We start from the raw sequence: 14,799 nt of genomic DNA on the forward strand, positions 1-14,799 counted from the left end.
GTCCTACCGGTCGCCGCCCCGCCGGAACGCGATCGGCTCCTCGAGGAACGGCTCCCACGCCGCCCGCTCCCCCGCCGAGAGGCGGCGCGGGGTGCCCGTGGACGCATCCAGCATCACCACCGTCGTCTGCGCTCGGGCGTACACCGTCGACTGGTCGGGCGAGAGCACCTCGTAGCAGACGTCCATCGATGCGCCGCCCATCCGGCCGATCCACATGTCGACGACGATCGGCTCGCGATGGTGCGGGATCTGCGCCAGGTACTCGGCCTCCTGGCGCGCGATCACGGTCACGCTCGTCGCACCGGGGCCGGCGTCGATGATCGCGGTCGTCGGCGATCCCTCTGGCCCCCCGGCCCAGAAGGCCGTGACGCGAGCCTCTTCGAGCAGGGTGAGGAGCGCCGCGTTGTTCACGTGCCCGTACGCGTCCAGATCCGACCAGCGGACCCGCACGGGCACCGGCAGTCGCATCAGTCCCTCGTGAGCTTGCGGTACGCGGAGCGGTGCGGCTTCGCGGCGTCGGGGCCGAGGCGCTCGACCTTGTTCTCCTCGTACGCCTCGAAGTTGCCCTCGAACCAGTGCCAGTAGGCCGGGGTCTCCTCCGTGCCCTCGTAGGCGAGGATGTGCGTGGCGATGCGGTCGAGGAACCACCGGTCGTGCGTGATGACGACGGCGCAGCCGGGGAACTCGAGCAGCGCGTTCTCGAGACTCGAGAGGGTGTCGATGTCGAGGTCGTTCGTCGGCTCGTCGAGGAGCAGCAGGTTGCCGCCCTGCTTGAGCGTCATCGCAAGGTTGAGCCGGTTGCGCTCCCCGCCGGAGAGGACACCGGCCTTCTTCTGCTGGTCGGGACCCTTGAAGCCGAACTTGCTGACGTAGGCGCGCGAGGGGATCTCGACGTTGCCGACCTGGATGTAGTCGAGCCCGTCGGACACGACCTCCCAGAGGTTCTTGTTCGGGTCGATGTTCGAGCGGCCCTGGTCGACGTAGCTGAGCTTGACCGTGTCGCCGATCTTCAGGTCGCCACCGTCGAGCGGCTCGAGCCCCACGATGGTCTTGAAGAGCGTGGTCTTGCCGACACCGTTCGGGCCGATGACGCCGACGATGCCGTTGCGCGGCAGCGTGAACGAGAGACCCTCGATGAGCTGACGGTCGTCGAAGCCCTTCTCGATGCCCTTGGCCTCGAGCACGATCGACCCGAGGCGAGGGCCGGCCGGGATCTGGATCTCGTCGAACTCCAGCTTCTTGGTGCGCTCGGCCTCGGTCGCCATCTCCTCGTAGCGGGCGAGGCGTGCCTTCGACTTCGCCTGGCGGCCCTTCGTGTTGGAGCGCACCCAGTCGAGCTCCTCGGAGAGGCGCTTCGCGAGCTTCTGATCCTTCTTGCCCTGGATCTGGAGGCGCTCGGCCTTCTTCTCGAGGTAGGTCGAGTAGTTGCCCTCGTAGGGGTAGAGGCGGCCGCGGTCGACCTCGCAGATCCAGCCCGCGACGTGGTCGAGGAAGTACCGATCGTGCGTGACGGCCATGACGGCGCCGGGGTACTTCGCCAGGTGCTGCTCGAGCCACAGCACGCTCTCGGCGTCGAGGTGGTTGGTGGGCTCGTCGAGCAGCAGCAGGTCGGGCTTCTCGAGCAGCAGCTTGCACAGCGCCACGCGGCGGCGCTCACCACCGGAGAGGTTCGTGACGGGCCAGTCTCCGGGCGGGCAGCGCAGGGCATCCATCGCCTGCTCGAGCTGGGAGTCGAGATCCCACGCGTCAGCCGCGTCGATCTCCTCCTGCAGCGTGCCCATCTCAGCCATGAGCGCATCGAAGTCTGCGTCGGGATCGGCCATCTCGGCCGAGATCTCGTTGAAGCGCTCGATCTTCGCCGTGAGGTGGCCGAACGCACCCTGCACGTTCTCGAGCACCGTCTTCGACTCGTCGAGCTCAGGCTCCTGCATCAGGATGCCGACGGAGTAGCCGGGCGAGAGCTTGGCGTCGCCGTTCGACGGGGTGTCGAGCCCCGCGATGATCTTCAGGATCGTCGACTTGCCTGCACCGTTCGGCCCGACGACGCCGATCTTGGCGCCGGGCATGATCGCGGTCGTGACGTCGTCGAGGATCACCTTGTCGCCCACGGTCTTGCGGGCGCGGACCATCGAAAAAATGTACTCGGCCATGCCCTCAGTCTAGGGCGATCACGTCACCGACGAGACACCGCCCGCCGCCCAGCACCGCCGTGCGCACGGCCGACGACTCGCCATCGCCGACCTGGCCGACGAGGCACGCATCCTCCAGGCGCACGGCGATCTCCAGGAACGTCACGGGGGCGCCCAGCGAATCGACCTCCCGCGTGCGCTCGATGGCGGATCGCTCGAAGCCCGCGCCCTCGACCGCGTTGACGAGCGAGTCGGGATCGAGCGGGGTGTGCCCGATGAGCGAGGCTCGGAAGGCGTCGAGCTCGGGATCGGGCTGCCCCGGCTCGCCCGGCTCGCCGGGGGCAGTCGTGGTAGGCGCCGCTGACGTCGGGCCGTCCGCTTCGCCCGAGGGGCCGGGCTGCGGTGCGGCCGAGCAGCCGGCGAGGACGAGCGATGCGAGCACGGCGAGCGCTGCGATCCGGCGCACGCGCCCTCCTTCACCGACCGACAGGGACCCCTCCAGCCTAGGTCCCGTATCCCGCCATCGTGCCCGAGCCGCTCGTGATGGAGGTCGACCACGTCGGCTCGCCGCGCTCGTGGTCGTGCTCTGCGTGGCCGTCCTCCGGTGGCAGGTAGGCGGAGTCGGCGCTCTCGACCGGCTTCGGCTTGCGCTGCCGCAGGGCCGGCCCGACCCTCAGCGAGTGCCCGACGTGCTCGGCCCGGATCTTCACGCTCGTGCCGCGCTTCTCGCCCGCCTCCCACTGGTCGATCTTGAGCCTGCCGAGCACCATGACGAGGTCGCCCTTCTGCAACGACGCGCCGACGTGCTCGGCGAAGCCGCCCCACGCCTCCACGGAGTACCAGTTGGTGTGCGCGTCGACCCAGCTGTCGCCATCCTTGCGGCGGCTCGTGCAGGCCAGGCGGAACTCGGCGACCCTGTCGCCGTTGATGGACTTCAGCGTCGGGTCAGCTCCCAGCTGCCCGACGACGGTGATTGCATCGTTCATGCCCCGGAGGATGCCGCGCGACGTCGACGACGGGGGCTGCGACCCTCGCCCCCTGTGGAGAACTCGCCCCGCAGCCAGAGCACGGCCCGAACGGCTCCTGCTCGACCGCGTCGCGGGAGGACGCCGCCGAGGGTGCTGCGCCAGTCCGGTCGCGTGTGGGTGGCCGGCCGTAGCGTCGCAGGTGCAGGACGACAGCACCACTCTCCGAAGAAGGGATCGCGATGGCCATCATGACCACCAGCCAGCGACGCGCGGCGCCGTCGGCGGCGCACGTGACGACCCGTCGGGTGCGCGACGACCTCTGGCGCGTGACCAGCGCATCCGGTCTCGCCCTCGGCTACATCGCCCGCGCAGACTCGGCGACCGGCTCGGCCTTCGAGGCGCGCCGGCTGCTGCCCGGTGGCACGACGATGCTTCCGATCGGCACCTTCTGGGCGCTCGAGGATGCCTTCGCCTGCTTCACCGGGCCCTGATCCTCATCCGCCACGAACGCCGAAGGGGCCGGGGCGCTCGCCCCGACCCCGCTCGTGCTGCCGTCAGCTCAGACGGTGACGGGAGCCTGCTGGATCGCAGAGATCTCGATCTCGACGTCGATGTCGTCGGAGAGCATGACGCCACCGGTCTCGATCGCGACGTTCCAGGTGATGCCGAAGTCGCTGCGCTTGATGCGCGTGCGGGCCGAAGCGCCGGCGCGGGTGTTGCCCCACGTGTCGGGGCCGATGCCGCCGAACTCGACGAGCATCGAGACGCGCTGCGTCACGCCGCGGAGCATCAGGTCTCCGTCGATGAACAGGTCGTCGCCCTCGGCGCGGGCGCCGGTCGACACGAAGGTCCACTCGGGGTGCTCGTCGATCGCGAAGAAGTCGTTCGAGCGCAGATGCGTGTCGCGGTCGGCGTTCTTGGTGTTGATGGTCGACGGGTCGACGGTCGCGGTGATCGTCGAGGCCTCGGGGTCCTCGCCGAGCACGATCGTGCCCTCGAGGCCCTCGATCTCGCCGCGCACCTTGGCGACCATCATGTGGCGCACCGAGAAGGTGACGTTGGAGTGCGAGCCGTCGATGACGTAGGTGCCGGGCTGGTAGCCGGGGATGTTCTGCAGCATGGGGAAGGGCCTTTCGGGTCCGTCGGAAGTCGTTCGGAATTGAACAACCCCGCGCCGCCGACCGGCATTCCCGATCTCTCGAGAAAACTTCTGCGCCGTCACTCCCCGTGGAACAGGTGCTTGCCCTCTGCCGTGTTCAGCCGCATGCGTCGCACGACCCAGATCACCAGCACCAGGACCACCGCACCGATGACGAGCCACTGCAGCCCCTCCATGTAGGGCTCGATGATGTGGAAGTTCATGCCGAGGGTGAAGCCGATCATGATGAAGATCGTGTTCCAGATCGCCGAGCCGAGAGTCGTGAGGCCCAGGAAGAGCAGGACCGGCATCTTCTCGATGCCCGCGGGGATGGAGATCAAGCTGCGGAAGATCGGCAGGAAGCGGCCGAAGAGCACGGTCTTCCAGCCGTGCTTCGCGAACCACGCGGTCGTCTTGTCGATGTCGCTCGCGCGCACGAGCGGCATCTTGCGCGCGATGGCCGCGAGCCGCTCGTGGCCGAGCAGGCGGCCGAGCAGGTAGAGCGCGAGCGCACCGACGACGGAGCCGATCGTCGTCCAGATGATCGCCTCGGCGACGGTGAAGCTGCCCTGCGCCGCGGAGAAGCCCGCGAGCGGCAGGATGATCTCGCTCGGGATCGGCGGGAACAGGTTCTCGGCCGCGATCGCGACGGCCGCGCCCGGCGCACCGATGGCATCCATCAGCCCCACCGCCCAGCCGGCGACGCCGGTGAGCTCTTCGGATCCGCCGGCGGTCTGCGTCAGGGTACGGAGCATCCGACCAGCCTACGATCGTTCGCTGGGCTCAGTCGGTAGCATCGACCTGTGGCGCCGCGTGCCCCCGTAGCTCAGCGGATAGAGCAGGAGCCTTCTAATCTCTTGGTCGCAGGTTCGACTCCTGCCGGGGGCGCGTCCGCACACGCGTGCCGTGATGCGTCTCTCATCGCCATGGCAGGCTGAGCGCATGACCGGCGCACTCCTGTTCGACATGGACGGCACCCTGATCGACTCGGAGTCGATCTGGCACGAGGAGATGCGCGCCTTCGCCCGGCAGCACCGCATCGACTGGACCGCGGCCGATGCGCACTGGACGACGGGGCGCCCGATGGCCGAATGGGCTGCGCGGATGCGCGACCGGGGCGCGCAGGTCTCGAGCGAGACGATCATCGCGACCGTCGCTGCGGCCGTCGCCGAGCGAGTGCGGCAGGACGTGCCGTGGCTGCCGGGCAGCCTCGCCCTCCTCGAGCGCGTCGCCGCCGACGGCATCCCCGCCGCCCTCGTCACCAACGCGACGCGCCTGAACGCGCAGGCGCTCCTGGACGCGGCACCCGCCGGTGCGCTTAGGTTTGCCATCACGCGCGACGACGTCACGCGAGACAAGCCCGACCCGGAGCCGTACGGCACCGCGATCGCGCGACTCGAGGCCGAGGCCTCCGCGAGCATCGCCTTCGAGGATTCGCACCCCGGTGCCCGCTCGGTCATCGCGGCCGGCGCTCGCCTGTGGTTCCTCACCACGCAGCTCGTCGAGGCGCCCGAGCCCGCCGAGCGCACGATCGGCACGCTCGCCGACGTCGACGCTGACGAGCTCTTCGCCGCGCTGGGCCGGCCCGGCGCATAGACTCGCCCCGTGGCTGTGAGTGATCGGATCGTCTGGATCGACTGCGAGATGACGGGCCTCGACCCCACGGTCGATGAGCTGGTCGAGATCGCGGTCGTCGTCACCGACTTCGAGCTCGAGGTGCTCGATGCGGGACTGCAGATCGTGATCAAGCCCTCCGACGCCGCCCTCGCGCAGATGGGCGACTTCGTGCGGCAGATGCATGCGACGAGCGGCCTCGACCTGGAGCTGGCCGGCGGCGTGAGCCTCGCAGAGGCCGAGCTCGAGGTGCTGGAGTACGTGCAGCGCTTCGTGCCCCTCGAGCGCTCTGCACCGCTCGGAGGCAACACCATCGGCACCGACCGCATGTTCCTGGCGCGCTACATGCCGGCGCTCGATGGCTTCCTGCACTACCGCTCGATCGACGTGTCGAGCATCAAGGAGCTCTCGCGCCGCTGGTTCCCGCGCGCCTACTTCCAGGCACCGGCGAAGGCGGGCGGCCACCGAGCGCTCGCCGACATCCTCGAGTCGATCCGCGAGCTGCGCTACTACCGCCAGGCGGTGTTCACGGATGCGCCGGGTCGCGCGAGCGAGGAGCTCCAGCAGATCTCGGCGCAGGTCGTGGAGGGATTCGGCTCGCAGCTGCCCGAGTGACACCAGCGACGCCCGATGCGGCATTTGGTCGCAGGATGTCGTACACTTTCCTGGTTGCGCTTCGAGCGCACATGGTGGGTATAGCTCAGTTGGTAGAGCGCCGCCTTGTGGTGGCGGATGTCGCGGGTTCAAGTCCCGTTACTCACCCAGAAGAAGGCCCGGAGGATCTCCTCCGGGCCTTCTCTCGTGTCGCGGCGCTGTCGCGGCGCTGCTCAGTCGACGCCGGGCGCCCGATCGTCGCCGCTCGTGCGGCCGATGCGGATGGGTCCGCGTGCGAGCGCGGGATCGGTCGGCTCGCCGCGCTGCGTGACGACCACCTCGCCCCGCGCGACCAGTCGGGCAGCGGCGGCGCGCGCGTCGTCCATCAGCGGGCGCCAGGCTGCTGGATCCTGGCCACCGACCCGACGAGCGGCGTCGCTCGGGCAGATCGTGGCGCCCGCGCGGCGGGTGGCGAGCAGCTCGAGGATCGCGGCCTCCATCGCGGCCCCGGCCGCGGCATCCGCACTGCCCTCCGACGACTCGCCCGCCACGGCGCTCACCCCTCGGGCGGCAGCACGACGCCGATCGGCTCGCGCTTCTCTGCCTGGAACCGGTCCTCGGTGCGGCCCTGCGCCCAGTACCCGGAGAGCGAGACCTGCGCGCGCTCGAGGCCGCGCCGCTTGAACAGCTCGTCGCGCATCGCCTTCATCGACTCGCGCTCGCCGTGCACGAACGCGTGCACGCGGCCCTCGGGCCACTCGAGCGCTGCGACCGTCTCGGCGAGCAGGCCGATGGTCTCCTCGCGCGGCTCGCCGCGATGCAGCCAGCGCAGCTCGACGCCCGCGGGCGTGGCGATCGCGACCTCCTCCGAGGCGTCTCGCACCTCGACGACGGCGATGCCCCGCGCCTCCGCCGACAGAGACTCGATCGCGCGCGCGATCGCCGGCAGCGCCGACTCGTCGCCCGCGAAGAGGTGCCAGTCGGCGGTCTCATCAGGGGCGTAGGCGCCGCCGGGGCCGTGGAACGCGATCGTGTCGCCGGGCAGCGCGCCCGCCGCCCAAGGCCCGGCGAAGCCCTCGTCGCCGTGCACCACGAAGTCGAGCGTGATCCCGTCGTCGTGCACCTCGCGCACCGAGTAGGTGCGGGTGACAGGGAGATCCTCAGGGGCGAGCGTCTCGCGCAGGGTCACCAGGTCGTAGGGCGGCTGCAGCCCGAGCTCCGGCTTGACGAAGATGAGCTTCACGTAGGCGTCGGTCCACTCGTTCGGCGCGAAGGTCGCGTAGCCGGGCCCCCCGAGGCGCACGCGCACCATGCTCGGCGCGATCCGCTCGCTCGCGAGCACCTCCAGGACGTGCTGCGGGCGGGACGGGCGCGGTGGGCGAGGATCGGTAGCCATATGCTCTCGACGCTACCACCGGGTTAGGCTTGCCTCACTTCCGGGTCCGGGGCCCCGCGTGCGGGAGGATGGAGCCGTGGAGATGCAGCACGACGACTTCGAGCAGCTGGTGACCTCGGTGCTCGACGAGCTGCCCGATGAGATGGTCGAGGGGCTCGAGAACGTGGTCTTCCTCGTCGAGGACGAGCATCCCGACGAGGACCTGCTCGGCCTCTACGAGGGCGTCGCGATCACCGAGCGCGGGAACTACGGCCTCGGTGAGCTGCCCGACCGCATCATGGTCTACCGCCTGCCGCACGTCGAGACGGCGGAGACGCTCGAGGAGCTGCGCGGCGAGGTGCGCACGACGCTCGTGCACGAGATCGCCCACTTCTACGGCATCGACGACGAGCAGCTGCACCGCCTCGGCTGGGCCTGAGGGCCCGGCCGAGGCCGCGCGCCTGCTACTCGGTGGCCACGGCCTCCTGCTCGGCGAAGGTCGCGGTGTCGATGACGAACCGGAACCGCACGTCGCCCGCGACCACGCGGTCATAGGCCTCGTCGACCTCCGTCACGCCGATGGTCTCGATCACCGCACCGATGCCGTGCGCCGCGCAGAAGTCGAGCATCTCCTGCGTCTGGCGGATGCCGCCGATGTTCGAGCCGGCGAGCACCTTGCCGCCGCCGATCAGCGAGCCGATCTTGATCGACTGCGCCGCGGGCGGCAGGCCGACGTTCACCATGGCCCCGTGCGGCTTCAGCAGCCGCAGGTGGCGGTCGAGGTCGAGGTCGGCGCTCACAGTGTTCAGGATGACGTCGAAGGTGCCCCGCAGCTCCGCGTCCCAGTCCTCCTCGCCTGTCGCGACCGTGCGAGTCGCACCCAGCTCGGCGGCGAGCGCCTCCTTCGCGAGCGAGCGCGACAGGACCGTCACGTCTGCGCCCTTCGCGGCGGCGAGCTGCACGCCCATGTGGCCGAGGCCGCCGAGGCCGATGACCGCGACGCGCGTGCCCTCGCCGACGCCCCAGCGGTCGATCGGCGAGTAGAGGGTGATTCCGGCGCACAGCAGCGGTGCGGCGACATCGAGCTCGATCCCCTCCGGGATCGAGAGCACGAAGCGCTCGTCGACGACGATCGTCTCGGCGTACCCGCCCTGCGTGACGGTGCCGTCGCGGTCGACCGAGGCGTAGGTGCCGACCTGGCCGTTCAGGCAGTCCTGCTCCTGGTCGGCCAGGCACTGCTCGCACTCGCCGCACGAGTCGACCATGCAGCCCACGCCCACGCGGTCGCCCACGGCGTGCCGCGTCACCGCGTCGCCGACCGCCTCGACGATGCCGGCGATCTCGTGACCCACGGTGAGCGGGAACGGCGCGCTCCCCCACTCGTCGCGGATGGTGTGGATGTCGCTGTGGCAGATGCCCGCCGCCTTGATGGCGATGACGACGTCGTGCGGGCGCGGATCGCGCCGCTCGATCTGAGCGACCCGGTAGGGCTGGTCGGGTGCGGTCTTCTGCAGCGCCTTGGTCAGGATGGGCACGGTGCCTCCTCGAGCTCTCGGGCACCGGTGCGATGCCGGCCGCCAGCCTACGGCCTGCGCTCGTGGGCTCCTGCTCAGGCGGTCGTGCGCACCTCGTCGGCCAGCGCTGCGGGCGCGTTCGCGAGGATGTGCGCGTCCTCCTGCTCGCGCCACAGCTGCCACCACGAGTCGTCGCCGTCGCGGTCGAGCGCACGCGATCGCCGCACTGCCTCTGGCGCCTCGAGCCAGATCGCCCGGTCGGCATGGCGTCGGCTCTCGATGGTCAGCGAGCCGCAGCCCTCGACGATGAGCTGCTCGCCAGGCATCGCCGACTGCGTTGCGCCCCAGTCGCCCGCCGCCCAGTCCCACTGGCGCCAGGTCGCCCGCTCACCGACGGAGAGGGGTGTGAGGATGCCTCGCTCGAGCAGGCGCGAGCCGGTGGCCAGGCCGTGCCAGCCCGCGTAGAGGTCGTCCATGTGGATGACGCGCGCACCGGTCTCGGCAGCCAGGCGCGCCGCGAGCTGGGTCTTGCCGGAGCCGGAGCGCCCGTCGACGATCGTGATCACCACGCCCCCTGCCAGACGGGCCGGAACGCCCCGGTCGCGAGCGAGACGCCGATCGCGAGCGCGGTGACGACGACCACGAGCAGCAGGAGTGCGGCGTCGGCCCTGCCGACGGTCGAGGGCCGAGCCCAGGTGCGCTCGGGGCCCCCGAAGCCGCGCGCCTCCATCGCGGTCGCGAGCGTGCCGCCCCGCCGCAGGGCGACGACGAGCAGCGCGAACGCGGATTGCAGCGCGCGCCGGATCGCGCCGGTGTCGCCGAGACCGCGCGCTCGGCGGGCCAGGGAGATCTGGCGCCAGTCCTCGCCCAGCACGCCGAAGAGCCGCACGCCCGCGAGCGCGGCCAGCACGAAGCGGTGGGGCAGCCGCGCGACCTGCGCGAGGCCGTCCGCGAGGCGCGTCGGGTCGACGCCAACGAGCGCGACGAGGATCGGCATGCCGATGGCGAGCACGCGCAGCACGATCGCGAGCGCGAGCTCGATCGACTGGTCGCTGATGATCGCGATCCAGATCTGCGCGTGGATGCGCCCGCCGGGCTCGGCGTAGAGCAGCATGCTCACCCCCGACAGCGGCGCGGCGATGAGCAGCGGCCACGTGCGGCGCAGCACCGTGCGCGGTCGGATGCCGGCGAGCGCGAGCACGACGAGCCAGGCGCCGAGCGCGATCGCTGCGGACACCACGTCGATGGTCAGCAGCATCGGGATGGAGTAGACGACGGCCGCGAGGAACGGCGTGACCGGGTTGACGCGCTCGAGCGCGGTCGGTCGCTGGAGGGTGGCCGTCATGCCGCCCCCAGCCGCAGCGTGCGGTCGCCGAGCACGCGCACCACGTCGGCGTCGTGCGTCACCGCCACGACCGCGCAGCCCTGCACGTCGACGAGCGATGCGATGAGCCGCACGAGCTCCTGCCAGGTGCGGCGATCCTGCCCGAAGGTGGGCTCGTCGAGCACCATCACCCTCGGGGCGGGGGCGAGGACGGTCGCGACGGAGAGCCGCCGCTGCTCGCCTCCCGACAGCGTGAAGGGGTTGGCGTCCGCGAGCGCGTCGAGCCGCAGCGCGGCCAGCAAGCCGTCGACGCGCCGCTCGATGGCGGGCCCCGGCTGCCCGAGGGCGCGGAGACCCGCGGCGATCTCATCGCGCACCCTGGCTGCGACGAACTGGTGCTCGGGCTGCTGGAAGACCGTGCCGATGCGCGTCGCGAGCTGCCGGGGACGCCAACGGATCGGCGCAACCTCGCGGAGCGGCTGGCGCTGCGAGGCGGCGCCGCGCGCATCGTCCGGCAGGTCCGCTGCACGCGCGTCTGCCTCTCGGAGCGCGCCGGTCGCCCAGACGTGCCCTTCGACGGCAGGCATCAGCCCCGCGAGCGTGAGCGCGAGGGTCGACTTGCCCGCGCCGTTCGGCCCGGTGATCACGAGCGACTCCCCCGCCCGGATCTCGCGCGAGACCGCCTCGTGCACCGGCACGCCGCCGCGACCGGAGCGGACGCCGTCGAGCTCGAGCAGTGCCGGCCCAGCTCGACGCTCGCCGCGCGCGACCTGCACCGGCAGTCCCGGCACCCAGACGCCGTCGTCGGCGAGCTGCTCCCGGTGCGCGTCGAGCACGCTCGTCGGCGAGCCGTCGGCCACCGCTCCACCGCCAGCAGCGAGCACGACGACGCGGTCGACGACCGGCAGCCAGGTCTCGACGCGGTGCTCGACGACCACGAGCGTCGCGCCGGTCTGCGCGGCGACGCGCGCCACCGCATCCCGCACCTCGACGACCCCGGCGGGGTCGAGGTTCGCGGTCGGCTCGTCGAGCAGGATCAACCCCGGCCGCATGGCGATGACGCCCGCGAGCGCGAGGCGCTGGCGCTGGCCGCCGGAGAGCGCAGCGGTCGATCGATCGAGCGCCACGTCGAGCCCGACGGCCTCGAGCGCATCGTGCACGCGCCGCCAGATCTCGTCGCGCTGCACCGCGAGGTTCTCGCAGCCGAAGGCGACGTCGTCGCCGACGCGGGACATGATCGTGTTCGCCTGCGGATCCTGCAGCACCAGCCCCGCGAGGCCGCGACGGCTCGCGGGGTGGGCGCCATCGACGCTCAGCTCACCCGACTCGTCGCCCTCCTCGTCGCCGCCGAGCACGCCGGCGAGCGCCGCCAGCAGCGTCGACTTGCCCGCGCCCGAGGGCCCGAGCAGCAGCACGCGCTCGCCGGGCTCGACGTCGAGGTCGAGCCCGGCGAGCGCCGGCGCGCTGCGGCCGGCATGCTGCCAGCCCCAGGCGCGCGCACGGATGCGCGATCCGGTCACGCGCGCCGCGACCGTCCCGAGGCGAATCGGTCGAGCACGCCGGTGGCGGCGAGCGCGCGGGTGAGCAACCAGCCCACGAGGCCGGCGAGGAGCGCGCCGGAGACGACGAGGCACCCGAGGTAGATCGCGAGGAACTCGCCGCTCATGGCGAGGTTGCCGGAGGTGAACAGCTCGAGGGTCCAGGCTGCGATAGCAGCGCCGATGCCCGCGAGCATCGCGACGACGACGCCGAAGCGGCGGTAGGCGAAGAGCAGGAAGATGAGCTCCGCGCCCAGGCCCTGCGCGATGCCCGCGTAGACGGTCTCGATCGCCCACTGGCTGCCGAGCAGCATCGAGACGGTCGAGGCGAGCAGCTCGACGAAGAGCGCCGCCCCGGGCTTGCGGATGATGAGCCCGCCGAGCACGCCGCCGATGAGCCAGATGCCCACGGCGAGACCGCCGAAGCCGGGCGTCAAGGCGTCCATCGCGCCGAACCAGGCGCCGCCGACGCCGTTCCAGAGCACGAACAGGAGGCCGGTGGCGACGCCGAGCACGGCGGCGACGACGATGTCGACGACCCGCCAGCGGCTGGTGCGCTTGGGGCGCGCGGTGGATGTGGTGGGTGCAGTGGTTGCAGACATGCTGTGCCTTTCACGTGGAGGTGATGGCACGGGTGAAGTGTCTCCCTGCGCTGGCATGATCCAGATCAGGTGTGACGGTCGAAGACTGCGGTCTTCCTCTCAGCCCGGCGCACCGGACTCCCGTGTCATCCCACACCCTAGTCGACGCGCTCGCGAGCGTAGGCTGGCTCGGTGCAGGAGATCCATTCGTTCGTCGCGGTCGGCGACAGCTTCACCGAGGGCGTCGGCGACGAGCTGCCGGACGGCTCGGTGCGCGGCTGGGCCGACTTCGTCGCGGCGGGGCTCGCGACCTCCCAGGGCCGGCCAGTGCGCTACGCCAACCTCGCGATCCGCGGCCGCAAGCTCGCGGGGATCCTGCACGAGCAGCTCGACGCGGCCATCGCGATGCGGCCGGACGCCATCTCGATCAACGGCGGCGGCAACGACATCCTGCGGCCGCGCGTCTCGATCGACCACGTGGGCGCCCGCTTGGCGGAGGCCGCACGACGGATCGCCGCCCAGGGCATCCGCCCGATCCTGCTCTCGGGCGGCAACCCGAGCGAGGTGATGCCGATCGGCGCGGTGATGCAGCGGCGCGGCGACGCCCTCTCGCGCGCCTTCCGCGCGCACGTCGGCGATCTCGACGCCCCCTACGTCGACAACTGGGCCGACCCCGAGCTGCGCAGCCCGCGCTTCTGGTCGGTCGACCGGCTGCACCTCAACGCCGCTGGGCACGCGCACGTCGCGCGCAACGTGCTGCGATCGCTCGGCCATGACGCGCCGGAGAGCTGGCGCGACCTCGCCGCGGCGACGACGGCCGAGGGGCGGCGCGACCTGCGCTACTACCGCGAGTTCGTGCTGCCGTGGCTCGGGCGGCGGTTCACCGGGCGATCGTCGGGCGATGGGCGCGACCCGAAGCTGGGGGCGTTCACCGAGGTGGCGCCGATCGGGTAGCTGGTCTCGTGACGCGTCGCGCTGCGCGCGGCGCTCCTCGACCGACAGCTGCGTCGCGCTGCGCGCGGCGCTCCTCGACCGACAGCCGCGTCGCGTTGCGCGCGGCGCTCCTCGACCGACAGCCGCGTCGCGCTGCGCGCGGCGCTCCTCGACCGGCGGCTGCGTCGCGCTGCGCGCGGCGCTCCTCGACCGGCGGCGTGCCTACGGCGCCGTCACGAAGTCGATGAGCTCCTCGACGCGGCCCAGCAGCTCCGGCTCCAGGTCGTTCCAGTCGCGCACGCGCGAGCGGATGCGCTGCCACGCCCGACCGACGTCCTCCTGGCTCTCGTGCGGCATCCCGAGCCTGCGCAGCGTGCCGCGCTTCCAGTCCTCCCCCTTCGGCACATCCGGCCACCCCGCGATGCCCAGGCGCGCGGGCTTGATCGACTGCCAGATGTCGATGTACGGATGCCCGACGATGCGCACGTGCGCACCGTGCGGTCCGCTCGTCACGGCCCCGGCGATCCGCGACTCCTTCGAGCCCGGCACGAGGTGGTCGAGCAGGATGCCGAGCCGACGCTGCCGCGTCGGCGCGAACTCGGCGACGATGGCTGCGAGGTCGTCGGCACCGTGCAGCGGTTCGACGACGACGCCCTCGACCCGCAGGTCGTGGCCCCACACCTGCTCGACGAGCTCCGCGTCGTGCACGCCCTCGACGAGGATCCGACTGGGGAGGGCGACGCGGGCCTTCAGCCCCTGGACGGCACGTGAGCCGGAGGCGGTGCGCGTCGGCCCCGCCTGCTTCGCAGCGGCCGGCACGAGCTCGACCTCGACGCCGTCGATGAAGAAGCCGCGGCCGAGCGGGAACGCCCGCACCGCGCCGCGCCGATCCTCGAGGTGCACGCTGCCGGACTCGACCCGCACGACCGCGCCGACGTAGCCGTCGTGGCGCTCGACGACGAGCCCGCGCTCCGCCGGCACGCGCTTCGGGGGCACGGGAGCCCTGGCTGCCTTCGCCTCCGCGGAGAGCACGTCGCCGCCCCAGCTGTCCCAGTCGATCTGCACCGGACGATCGTACGGACCGCCCGGCG

The 14,799-nt window shown here is 71.6% G+C and carries 19 protein-coding genes, 2 tRNA genes and 1 riboswitch; of the genes, 7 read left to right on the forward strand and 14 right to left on the reverse strand.

Features of this window, described 5'->3' with window-relative positions:
• Nucleotides 1-3: 3 nt before the first annotated feature.
• From BQ6202_RS07065 to BQ6202_RS07080, 4 genes are read right to left on the reverse strand one after another with little or no spacing between them, the layout of a single operon-like run.
• The gene (locus tag BQ6202_RS07065; RefSeq protein WP_072313725.1) at nucleotides 4-468 is read right to left on the reverse strand and encodes an acyl-CoA thioesterase; all 465 of its coding nucleotides are present in this window, start codon (nucleotides 466-468) and stop codon (nucleotides 4-6) included.
• The gene (gene ettA / locus BQ6202_RS07070) at nucleotides 468-2,150 is read right to left on the reverse strand and encodes an energy-dependent translational throttle protein EttA (RefSeq protein ID WP_072313726.1); all 1,683 of its coding nucleotides are present in this window, start codon (nucleotides 2,148-2,150) and stop codon (nucleotides 468-470) included. Before ettA ends, BQ6202_RS07065 begins: the two co-directional genes overlap by 1 nt.
• Nucleotides 2,151-2,154: 4 nt before the next feature.
• Nucleotides 2,155-2,595: a DUF6993 domain-containing protein gene (locus BQ6202_RS07075; RefSeq protein WP_072313727.1), complete on the reverse strand. Its 441-nt coding sequence runs from the start codon at nucleotides 2,593-2,595 to the stop codon at nucleotides 2,155-2,157.
• A 37-nt stretch (nucleotides 2,596-2,632) separates the two neighbouring features.
• On the reverse strand, nucleotides 2,633-3,115 hold the full coding sequence (locus BQ6202_RS07080; RefSeq protein WP_072313728.1) for a single-stranded DNA-binding protein: 483 nt from the start codon (nucleotides 3,113-3,115) through the stop codon (nucleotides 2,633-2,635).
• A gap of 221 nt (nucleotides 3,116-3,336) precedes the next feature.
• Between BQ6202_RS07080 and BQ6202_RS07085 the strand changes: the two genes are divergently transcribed.
• On the forward strand, nucleotides 3,337-3,588 hold the full coding sequence (locus BQ6202_RS07085; protein WP_083587068.1) for a hypothetical protein: 252 nt from the start codon (nucleotides 3,337-3,339) through the stop codon (nucleotides 3,586-3,588).
• Between the two features lie 68 nt (nucleotides 3,589-3,656).
• Here the strand turns inward: BQ6202_RS07085 and BQ6202_RS07090 are convergent, their stop codons facing one another.
• Nucleotides 3,657-4,217 (reverse strand): YceI family protein, encoded by a 561-nt coding sequence (locus BQ6202_RS07090; protein ID WP_072313729.1) that lies wholly within the window; start codon nucleotides 4,215-4,217, stop codon nucleotides 3,657-3,659.
• 98 nt (nucleotides 4,218-4,315) lie between these two features.
• Nucleotides 4,316-4,990 (reverse strand): DedA family protein, encoded by a 675-nt coding sequence (locus tag BQ6202_RS07095; protein WP_072313730.1) that lies wholly within the window; start codon nucleotides 4,988-4,990, stop codon nucleotides 4,316-4,318.
• A 60-nt stretch (nucleotides 4,991-5,050) separates the two neighbouring features.
• On the opposite strand from BQ6202_RS07095, the gene BQ6202_RS07100 reads away from it, so the two are divergent.
• The 4 genes from BQ6202_RS07100 to BQ6202_RS07115 all read left to right on the forward strand — a co-directional run bounded on the left by BQ6202_RS07100 (nucleotide 5,051) and on the right by BQ6202_RS07115 (nucleotide 6,611).
• A tRNA-Arg gene (locus BQ6202_RS07100) sits at nucleotides 5,051-5,123 on the forward strand.
• Nucleotides 5,124-5,177: 54 nt separating this feature from the next.
• Nucleotides 5,178-5,831, forward strand: a complete 654-nt coding sequence (locus BQ6202_RS07105) for an HAD family hydrolase (RefSeq protein ID WP_072313731.1) — start codon at nucleotides 5,178-5,180, stop codon at nucleotides 5,829-5,831.
• 48 nt (nucleotides 5,832-5,879) lie between these two features.
• Nucleotides 5,880-6,464 carry an oligoribonuclease gene (gene orn / locus BQ6202_RS07110; protein WP_072313983.1) on the forward strand — a complete coding sequence of 195 codons (585 nt, stop codon included), beginning with the start codon at nucleotides 5,880-5,882 and terminating at the stop codon, nucleotides 6,462-6,464.
• A 74-nt stretch (nucleotides 6,465-6,538) separates the two neighbouring features.
• Nucleotides 6,539-6,611: transfer RNA gene (locus BQ6202_RS07115), tRNA-His, on the forward strand.
• Nucleotides 6,612-6,676: 65 nt separating this feature from the next.
• Here BQ6202_RS07115 and BQ6202_RS07120 read toward each other — a convergent pair.
• The gene (locus BQ6202_RS07120) at nucleotides 6,677-6,994 is read right to left on the reverse strand and encodes a DUF3253 domain-containing protein (protein WP_327021583.1); all 318 of its coding nucleotides are present in this window, start codon (nucleotides 6,992-6,994) and stop codon (nucleotides 6,677-6,679) included.
• A gap of 5 nt (nucleotides 6,995-6,999) precedes the next feature.
• A complete protein-coding gene (locus tag BQ6202_RS07125) occupies nucleotides 7,000-7,839 on the reverse strand; it encodes a siderophore-interacting protein (RefSeq protein WP_072313732.1) in 840 nt (279 codons plus the stop codon).
• 82 nt (nucleotides 7,840-7,921) lie between these two features.
• Between BQ6202_RS07125 and BQ6202_RS07130 the strand changes: the two genes are divergently transcribed.
• A complete protein-coding gene (locus BQ6202_RS07130; protein ID WP_072313985.1) occupies nucleotides 7,922-8,257 on the forward strand; it encodes a metallopeptidase family protein in 336 nt (111 codons plus the stop codon).
• A 25-nt stretch (nucleotides 8,258-8,282) separates the two neighbouring features.
• Here BQ6202_RS07130 and BQ6202_RS07135 read toward each other — a convergent pair whose 3' ends face one another.
• The 5 genes from BQ6202_RS07135 to BQ6202_RS07155 all read right to left on the reverse strand — a co-directional run bounded on the left by BQ6202_RS07135 (nucleotide 8,283) and on the right by BQ6202_RS07155 (nucleotide 12,796).
• Entirely contained in the window at nucleotides 8,283-9,353 is a 1,071-nt protein-coding gene (locus BQ6202_RS07135; protein ID WP_072313733.1) for an NAD(P)-dependent alcohol dehydrogenase, read from the reverse strand.
• A gap of 74 nt (nucleotides 9,354-9,427) precedes the next feature.
• Nucleotides 9,428-9,898 carry a nucleoside/nucleotide kinase family protein gene (locus BQ6202_RS07140; RefSeq protein WP_083587070.1) on the reverse strand — a complete coding sequence of 157 codons (471 nt, stop codon included), beginning with the start codon at nucleotides 9,896-9,898 and terminating at the stop codon, nucleotides 9,428-9,430.
• Complete coding sequence (locus BQ6202_RS07145) at nucleotides 9,895-10,677, reverse strand: energy-coupling factor transporter transmembrane component T family protein (RefSeq protein WP_072313734.1); 783 nt, start codon at nucleotides 10,675-10,677, stop codon at nucleotides 9,895-9,897. Before BQ6202_RS07145 ends, BQ6202_RS07140 begins: the two co-directional genes overlap by 4 nt.
• Entirely contained in the window at nucleotides 10,674-12,176 is a 1,503-nt protein-coding gene (locus tag BQ6202_RS07150; protein WP_143143667.1) for an ABC transporter ATP-binding protein, read from the reverse strand. The genes BQ6202_RS07145 and BQ6202_RS07150 overlap by 4 nt, the downstream gene beginning before the upstream one ends.
• The gene (locus tag BQ6202_RS07155) at nucleotides 12,173-12,796 is read right to left on the reverse strand and encodes an ECF transporter S component (protein ID WP_072313735.1); all 624 of its coding nucleotides are present in this window, start codon (nucleotides 12,794-12,796) and stop codon (nucleotides 12,173-12,175) included. The genes BQ6202_RS07150 and BQ6202_RS07155 overlap by 4 nt, the downstream gene beginning before the upstream one ends.
• Before the next feature lie 25 nt (nucleotides 12,797-12,821).
• A riboswitch (TPP riboswitch) is annotated at nucleotides 12,822-12,930 on the reverse strand.
• Nucleotides 12,931-12,967: 37 nt separating this feature from the next.
• Here BQ6202_RS07155 and BQ6202_RS07160 point away from each other — a divergent pair.
• Nucleotides 12,968-13,729: an SGNH/GDSL hydrolase family protein gene (locus BQ6202_RS07160; RefSeq protein ID WP_072313736.1), complete on the forward strand. Its 762-nt coding sequence runs from the start codon at nucleotides 12,968-12,970 to the stop codon at nucleotides 13,727-13,729.
• A 201-nt stretch (nucleotides 13,730-13,930) separates the two neighbouring features.
• Here BQ6202_RS07160 and BQ6202_RS07165 read toward each other — a convergent pair whose 3' ends face one another.
• Nucleotides 13,931-14,767 (reverse strand): DUF3097 domain-containing protein, encoded by an 837-nt coding sequence (locus BQ6202_RS07165; RefSeq protein ID WP_072313988.1) that lies wholly within the window; start codon nucleotides 14,765-14,767, stop codon nucleotides 13,931-13,933.
• Nucleotides 14,768-14,799 lie beyond the last annotated feature (32 nt).

Source organism: Agrococcus sp. Marseille-P2731 (assembly GCF_900117395.1).
In the GTDB taxonomy this organism is placed as follows: domain Bacteria; phylum Actinomycetota; class Actinomycetes; order Actinomycetales; family Microbacteriaceae; genus Agrococcus.